The sequence below is a fragment of the Riemerella columbipharyngis genome (genome assembly GCF_900101995.1).
Classification (GTDB): Bacteria; Bacteroidota; Bacteroidia; order Flavobacteriales; family Weeksellaceae; genus Riemerella; species Riemerella columbipharyngis.
This window is the reverse complement of sequence record NZ_FNAS01000031.1, coordinates 1-5,416: the sequence shown is the minus strand read 5'-3', so window position 1 is coordinate 5,416 and position 5,416 is coordinate 1. Positions and strand designations below refer to the sequence as shown.

General features: G+C 46.3%; 2 tRNA genes and 3 rRNA genes. All 5 read right to left on the bottom strand.

Annotated elements, in window-relative coordinates:
- Window positions 1-62 precede the first annotated feature (62 nt).
- Window positions 63-170, bottom strand: a 5S ribosomal RNA gene (gene rrf, locus BLS89_RS10190).
- A 136-nt stretch (window positions 171-306) separates the two neighbouring features.
- Window positions 307-3,054 (bottom strand): 23S ribosomal RNA (locus BLS89_RS10185).
- A 164-nt stretch (window positions 3,055-3,218) separates the two neighbouring features.
- A tRNA-Ala gene (locus BLS89_RS10180) sits at window positions 3,219-3,292 on the bottom strand.
- 15 nt (window positions 3,293-3,307) lie between these two features.
- Window positions 3,308-3,381: transfer RNA gene (locus tag BLS89_RS10175), tRNA-Ile, on the bottom strand.
- Window positions 3,382-3,512: 131 nt separating this feature from the next.
- A 16S ribosomal RNA gene (locus BLS89_RS10170) occupies window positions 3,513-5,031 on the bottom strand.
- The 16S, 23S and 5S rRNA genes sit together here with 2 tRNA genes alongside, the layout of an rRNA operon.
- Window positions 5,032-5,416: the final 385 nt, after the last annotated feature.

Below are 5,416 nucleotides of genomic sequence, written 5' to 3'. Positions count from 1 at the left end.
AATACAAAAAATAAAAAACAAAAAAAGGCTGCAAAATATATGCAACCTTTTTCAAAAATAAAAACTGGCGGCGACCTACTCTCCCACTTTCGTAGTACCATCGGCGCTGGTGGGCTTAACTTCTGTGTTCGGAATGGGAACAGGTGAGCCCCACCGCTAAAACCACCCTAAATATGGTATATAGCTGGTACGATAATCAATCAATTTATAAGCATAACGCTTACCAGATTAAAAATTACTGCTTTTTAAGCGATAAAAACTCTCACAAAGACAAAACCTTCCAACACTTACAAGTGCCTTAAATTAGGCTATAAATCTACGGGTAATTAGTACTACTCGGCTATGCTGTTACCAACTTTACACCTGTAGCCTATCAACGTGGTCATCTCCCACGACCCTTAAAAGATGTCTCATCTTGAGGCAGGTTTCGCACTTATATGCTTTCAGTGCTTATCCTTTCCAAACTTAGCTACTCTGCGGTGCGCCTGGCGGCACAACAGATACACCAGAGGTTTGTTCAATTCGGTCCTCTCGTACTAGAATCAAGCCCTCTCAAACATCTAACGCCCGCAATAGATAGAGACCGAACTGTCTCACGACGTTCTGAACCCAGCTCGCGTGCCACTTTAATGGGCGAACAGCCCAACCCTTGGGACCTTCTCCAGCCCCAGGATGTGACGAGCCGACATCGAGGTGCCGAACCTCCCCGTCGATGTGAGCTCTTGGGGGAGACTAGCCTGTTATCCCCGGAGTACCTTTTATCCTATGAGCGATGGCCCTTCCATACGGAACCACCGGATCACTATGTCCTGCTTTCGCACCTGATCGACTTGTAGGTCTCACAGTCAAGCACCCTTATGCCATTACACTCTACGCACGGTTACCAAGCGTGCTGAGGGTACCTTTGAAAGCCTCCGTTACTCTTTTGGAGGCGACCACCCCAGTCAAACTACCCACCACGCAATGTCCTTCTTCCGAAGTTAGGCTCTAAGTAAACAAAGGGTGGTATTTCAACAACGACTCCACCAACACTAGCGTGACAGCTTCATAGTCTCCCACCTATCCTACACATTGTTTACTCAAAGTCAATACGAAGTTATAGTAAAGGTTCACAGGGTCTTTTCGTCCCATTGCGGGTAATCGGCATCTTCACCGATACTACAATTTCACCGAGCTCGTGGCTGAGACAGTGCCCAGATCGTTACACCATTCGTGCAGGTCGGAACTTACCCGACAAGGAATTTCGCTACCTTAGGACCGTTATAGTTACGGCCGCCGTTTACTGGGGCTTCAGTTAATGCCTTCGCTTACGCTAAGCACCTTCCTTAACCTTCCAGCACCGGGCAGGTGTCAGACCCTATACAGCATCTTTCGATTTAGCAGAGTCCTGTGTTTTTGATAAACAGTCGCCTGGGCCTCTTCACTGCGGCCTCCCCGGAGGGAGGCGTCTCTTCTTCCGAAGTTACGAGACTATTTTGCCTAGTTCCTTAGCCACGACTCACTCGAGCACCTTAGGATTCTCTCCTCGACTACCTGTGTCGGTTTTGGTACGGGTTGCAACACTTCGGCTTTTCTTGGAAGATCTTTCCCTACAATAACTTCGCCCGTAGACTAGGTCTTGACTATTCCGTCAGTCTTCAGTAAGTACGAATCTCCGTCCCCTTTTTAGTGTGCGCAAGTATAGGAATATTAACCTATTGTCCATCCACTTCCCCTCTCGGGTACGCGTTAGGCCCCGACTAACCCTCAGCTGATTAGCATGGCTGAGGAAACCTTAGTCTTTCGGTGAGCGGATTTCTCGCCCGCTTTATCGTTACTTATGCCTACATTTTCTTTTCTATCCGCTCCACAATACCTCGCGATACTGCTTCTGCGCAAATAGAATGCTCTCCTACCGATGTATATACATCCCATAGCTTCGGTAATATGCTTATGCCCGATTATTATCCATGCCGAACCGCTCGACTAGTGAGCTGTTACGCACTCTTTAAATGAATGGCTGCTTCCAAGCCAACATCCTAGCTGTCAATGCAGTTCAACCGCGTTCTTTCAACTTAGCATATATTTAGGGACCTTAGCTGTTGGTCCGGGTTCTTTCCCTCTCGGACATGGACCTTAGCACCCATGCCCTCACTGCCGACGAACATTTATTAGCATTCGGAGTTTGTCAGGAATTGGTAGGCGGTGAAACCCCCGCATCCAATCAGTAGCTCTACCTCTAATAAACTTAACATCGACGCTGCACCTAAATGCATTTCGGAGAGTACGAGCTATCTCCCAGTTTGATTGGCCTTTCACCCCTACCCACAGGTCATCCGAAGACTTTTCAACGTCAACCGGTTCGGTCCTCCACTTTGTGTTACCAAAGCTTCAACCTGCCCATGGGTAGATCACAAGGTTTCGCGTCTAATTCCACTAACTATACGCCCTATTCAGACTCGCTTTCGCTCCGGCTCCGGACCTTAAGTCCTTAACCTCGCTAGTAAAATTAACTCGTAGGCTCATTATGCAAAAGGCACGCCGTCACAGCTTAATGCTGCTCCGACCGCTTGTAGGCGTACGGTTTCAGGTTCTCTTTCACCCTTCTATTCGAAGTGCTTTTCACCTTTCCTTCACAGTACTTGTTCACTATCGGTCTTTCAGGAGTATTTAGCCTTGGAGGATGGTCCCCCCATATTCAGACAGGATTTCACGTGTCCCGCCCTACTCTTTTATCATCTAAATATGTCTTTCGTGTACAGGATTATCACCTTCTACGATTACTCTTTCCAAAGTATTCCACTAAACATATATAAACTTTTGGGCTAATCCGCTTTCGCTCGCCACTACTTACGGAATCTCTTCGATTTCTTTTCCTCCGGATACTTAGATGTTTCAGTTCTCCGGGTTTGCTCTGCTTACGCAGTAATACATCTTCAATGTATTGGGTTGCCCCATTCGGATATCTACGGATCATTTCGTGTGTGCCAATCCCCGTAGCTTTTCGCAGCTTACCACGTCCTTCATCGCCTCTGAAAGCCTAGGCATCCGCCATACGCCCTTAACGATTTCTTTCCTAATTTATCCTAAAGCACTCGTAAGTGCTCGGTTTTCTCTTTGTGATGTCTTTACCGTTAATGTCAATGTCCTTTTTTGCTCTGTTTTATCTTAAACCATAACTTAAGAAAAATACGGCTCTCGCATTATCACATCTTAAATTACAATTTAAGAAAACCCTGTGGAGAATAAGGGATTCGAACCCTTGACCCCCTGCGTGCAAGGCAGGTGCTCTAGCCAGCTGAGCTAATTCCCCCTCTTTCTCAATTAGTAGTCTCGGGCAGGCTCGAACTGCCGACCTCTACATTATCAGTGTAGCGCTCTAACCAGCTGAGCTACGAGACTCTGTAATCTCTTCCCTTATACTAATCTCTAGGGGTTTCTTATTATTTTTTATTAATAACCAACCAAAGTAAAAACCAAAGCGAATTGATTGAGTAAGATTTTTTTTAAATTTTTCGTCTTGCGACGCTCTAAAATGAGATGTTCCAGCCGCACCTTCCGGTACGGCTACCTTGTTACGACTTAGCCCTAGTTACTAGTTTTACCCTAGGCAGCTCCTTTTACGGTCACCGACTTCAGGTACCCCCAGCTTCCATGGCTTGACGGGCGGTGTGTACAAGGCCCGGGAACGTATTCACCGCGCCATGGCTGATGCGCGATTACTAGCGATTCCAGCTTCATAGAGTCGAGTTGCAGACTCCAATCCGAACTGAGACCGGCTTTCGAGATTTGCACCACTTCACAGTGTAGCTACCCTCTGTACCGGCCATTGTATCACGTGTGTGGCCCAAGGCGTAAGGGCCGTGATGATTTGACGTCATCCCCACCTTCCTCTCTACTTGCGTAGGCAGTCTCACTAGAGTCCCCAACTGAATGATGGTAACTAGTGACAGGGGTTGCGCTCGTTGCAGGACTTAACCTAACACCTCACGGCACGAGCTGACGACAACCATGCAGCACCTTGAAAACTGTCCGAAGAAATACCTATTTCTAAGTACGTCAATTCCCATTTAAGCCTTGGTAAGGTTCCTCGCGTATCATCGAATTAAACCACATGATCCACCGCTTGTGCGGGCCCCCGTCAATTCCTTTGAGTTTCAACCTTGCGGTCGTACTCCCCAGGTGGCTAACTTATCACTTTCGCTTGGTCTCTGAGTCCTAAAACCCAAAAACGAGTTAGCATCGTTTACAGCGTGGACTACCAGGGTATCTAATCCTGTTCGCTCCCCACGCTTTCGTCCCTCAGCGTCAGTTATAACTTGGTAACCTGCCTTCGCAATTGGTGTTCTGAGTAATATCTATGCATTTCACCGCTACACTACTCATTCCAGCTACCTCAACTATACTCAAGACTCGCAGTATCAATGGCAGTTCTACAGTTAAGCTGTAGGATTTCACCACTGACTTACAAGCCCGCCTGCGGACCCTTTAAACCCAATAAATCCGGATAACGCTTGCACCCTCCGTATTACCGCGGCTGCTGGCACGGAGTTAGCCGGTGCTTATTCGTATAGTACCTTCAGCTACCCTCACGAGAGTAGGTTTATCCCTATACAAAAGAAGTTTACAAACCATAGGTCCGTCATCCTTCACGCGGGATGGCTGGATCAGGCTTTCACCCATTGTCCAATATTCCTCACTGCTGCCTCCCGTAGGAGTCTGGTCCGTGTCTCAGTACCAGTGTGGGGGATCACCCTCTCAGGCCCCCTAAAGATCATTGACTTGGTGAGCCGTTACCTCACCAACTATCTAATCTTGCGCGTGCCCATCTCTATCCGCCGGAGCTTTCAATATCAATCGATGCCAATCAATATATTATGGAGTATTAATCTTCCTTTCGAAAGGCTATCCTCCAGATAAAGGCAGGTTGCACACGTGTTCCGCACCCGTACGCCGCTCTCAAGAGTAGCAAGCTACTCTCTACCGCTCGGCTTGCATGTGTTAAGCCTCCCGCTAGCGTTCATCCTGAGCCAGGATCAAACTCTCCATTGTATGTCTTCCCTGTCTCACTCAAAGTTTTATACGCTTTGGCTTTTTATCCTTACTTGGTTGTTATTTTTTTTATTTCAATGTTCTCTTCTCTTTCGCATCTCATTTCTGATTTGCGAGTGCAAAAGTAATACTTATTTTTTAACTGACAAAATTTTTATTATTTTTTTTTGAAATTTATTTTTTCGACTTACTCCTGCGCTCCGTTCCTTTCGAAACTGGACTGCAAAAGTAATACTTTTTTTTATTCTTACAAAAAAAAATTAAAACTTTTTATTGTCAATTGTCAATCTCACTACTTCGCCGCTAACCATCCCTGATTTGCGAGTGCAAAAGTATAACCTTTTTCTAAACCTACAAAATATATTACAAACTTTTTTATTATAAA